The organism is Pseudarthrobacter humi (assembly GCF_024294965.1).
GTDB lineage: Bacteria > Actinomycetota > Actinomycetes > Actinomycetales > Micrococcaceae > Arthrobacter > Arthrobacter humi.
This window is the reverse complement of record NZ_JANCLV010000039.1, coordinates 1-1849: the sequence shown is the minus strand read 5'-3', so window position 1 is coordinate 1849 and position 1849 is coordinate 1. Positions and strand designations below refer to the sequence as shown.

Below are 1849 nucleotides of genomic sequence, written 5' to 3'. Positions count from 1 at the left end.
GAATTAGGGGGTTTGGCCGCCCGCGGTAACCAGCTCTTCGCTGTTCCCCTCGCGGCGACTTAGAAAACAATACACCCACCCAACCCCCACCGCAAATCCACCCCCACAACGGGACCTAACCCCCAGGATCCGTGTCGTGGCGGGGAATCTGAGGCGCTCACCGGAGTCCCGGGGCACTATTCGGCCAGAACTGGTTTCTGTTGACTGGATCACATCACGCAGGGAACAGCCAGCAACCGAGACGACCAAAGCTGTGGACTCTCCGGCGGCATGTCGGAACCTCAGTGCGCATCCCTGCCTGCCATGTCGACTACGAACGGCTCAGGCGTGCACTGATGGCGGCGTGCGGCCGATGACCAGGATCAGTCCGTCGCTGATGGGAGATGGTGTCGAAGCCGGCTGCACTAAGGATCCCGCTGAGGTCTCCCACAGGCCAGGAGTACGCAGGCGTCACCGCATGTGGAAATCTCGCGATTTCGTCTCCTTCAAACAGACCTATGAGGAGAAGCCCGCCAGGAGTCAGGCGCCGTGCCAGTTCCCGCAGAACGGAGGGAACCTGGTCGGGTTCAAAGTGGATTAGCGAGTACCAAGCCAGGATGCCGGATGCATATCCTTCGGGAACTCCGAGACTAGTGAGGGAGGCGACGCGGAATGGGATGCTGGGGAAGGATGCTTGTGCCTGCTTGATGAACGCCGGCACAAAATCAATTCCTTCGACCGCCGCCCCATGGTCCGCGAGGAACTTGGTCCAATGGCCGGGCCCGCATCCCACATCCAGAACTGGCCCCACCAGAGGTGCGGCCCAGTCAGCTACGAGCTTCCGATCAGCTGGATGGGTGGACTCGACCGACCCAAATCTCGCTGTGTACTCGGCAGCTCTCTTTGCGTACGCGGTCTCGACCTCTGCATCCGTCATGCAGCCACCTTATGGTGGGCACAGTAATCGATGCTTCCGGCAGAGGTTGCCTATTCGTTTGACGTGCCCTCCACAGACCGGTGCGGCCACGGATGGCCTGCTGGACTCGACGCCGGCACTCATCGAGCGCCCACCAGGCGTGCGGGTCCGATACCCACTCGGATCGGGGTGAGGTCGACGATCACGGTAACGTACTTCTCGCCACTCCTGGTCTGGAGCAGGTTCTGCGGGTCGGCCGAGGGGCAGAACCTTGACCACATGTGGTGCGTCGGATCCATAATCAGGTTGGGCACCAGTGCGGTGCCGCAGAGAAGAGCCGAAGGACGGCGCCGCCGGAGCAGGGGAGTCCTCGAATGACGAAGTACCTGATCTCGTTCCCTGCTGAGGCCATGGTGGTCCCCGAGGAGGACTTCGAGGCGGTGGTCGATGCCTCGCATGCAGTCATCGAAGAGGCCAAGGCGGCGGGCGTGTACGTCTTCGGCGGCGGGATCGATGAGGACGTAGACCCAGTGCTCGTGGCCGGTGACGGCACCGTCACCGAGGGCACGTACCCAGGCCATAAGGTACCCAACGGCGGCTACACCGTTCTCGAGCTGCCCTCGCGGGAGGCTGCACTCGAGTGGGCTAGGATGATCGCCGTCGCCTGCCGCTGCTCGCAAGAGGTCCGGCAGTTCCACTATGACCCGGCAAGCTGACGAGGGCGACGTCAGCCAGAGCCGTTCGTGCGTCAGGGGCCCATAGTGAGAGGCGTGCACCAGCGCATAGGGGGGGATCTCGACCGACGGCACCCCGCAGGCTTGAATTCCAGCAGCTTGAGTTCTAGCGATCGTTGCAACACCCCCGAATAATCGGGAGTCGCAACACCCATGGAATCACCATCGAAAAGTAGTCCTTCCTTAAAGAAAAAATCTCCTCTACCGGAAGAACCGGCGT

The 1849-nt window shown here is 61.9% G+C and carries 3 protein-coding genes; 1 reads left to right on the top strand and 2 read right to left on the bottom strand.

All coding sequences use genetic code 11. The features are described 5' to 3' along the window. Positions 1–310 precede the first annotated feature (310 nt). Both NFC73_RS20645 and NFC73_RS20640 read right to left on the bottom strand, forming a co-directional pair. Positions 311–916 (bottom strand): class I SAM-dependent DNA methyltransferase, encoded by a 606-nt coding sequence (locus NFC73_RS20645; protein ID WP_254753342.1) that lies wholly within the window; start codon positions 914–916, stop codon positions 311–313. A gap of 119 nt (positions 917–1035) precedes the next feature. After that, entirely contained in the window at positions 1036–1209 is a 174-nt protein-coding gene (locus tag NFC73_RS20640; RefSeq protein ID WP_254753344.1) for a hypothetical protein, read from the bottom strand. Between the two features lie 60 nt (positions 1210–1269). On the opposite strand from NFC73_RS20640, the gene NFC73_RS20635 reads away from it, so the two are divergent. Further along, positions 1270–1611: a YciI family protein gene (locus NFC73_RS20635; RefSeq protein ID WP_254753340.1), complete on the top strand. Its 342-nt coding sequence runs from the start codon at positions 1270–1272 to the stop codon at positions 1609–1611. The last annotated feature ends 238 nt before the right edge of the window (positions 1612–1849 follow it).

Excerpts from the sequence above, each read along its gene's own strand:
- NFC73_RS20645 (WP_254753342.1), bottom strand. The coding sequence starts at position 916 with ATGACGGATGCAGAGGTCGAGACCGCGTACGCAAAGAGAGCTGCCGAG.
- NFC73_RS20635 (WP_254753340.1), top strand. The coding sequence starts at position 1,270 with ATGACGAAGTACCTGATCTCGTTCCCTGCTGAGGCCATGGTGGTCCCC.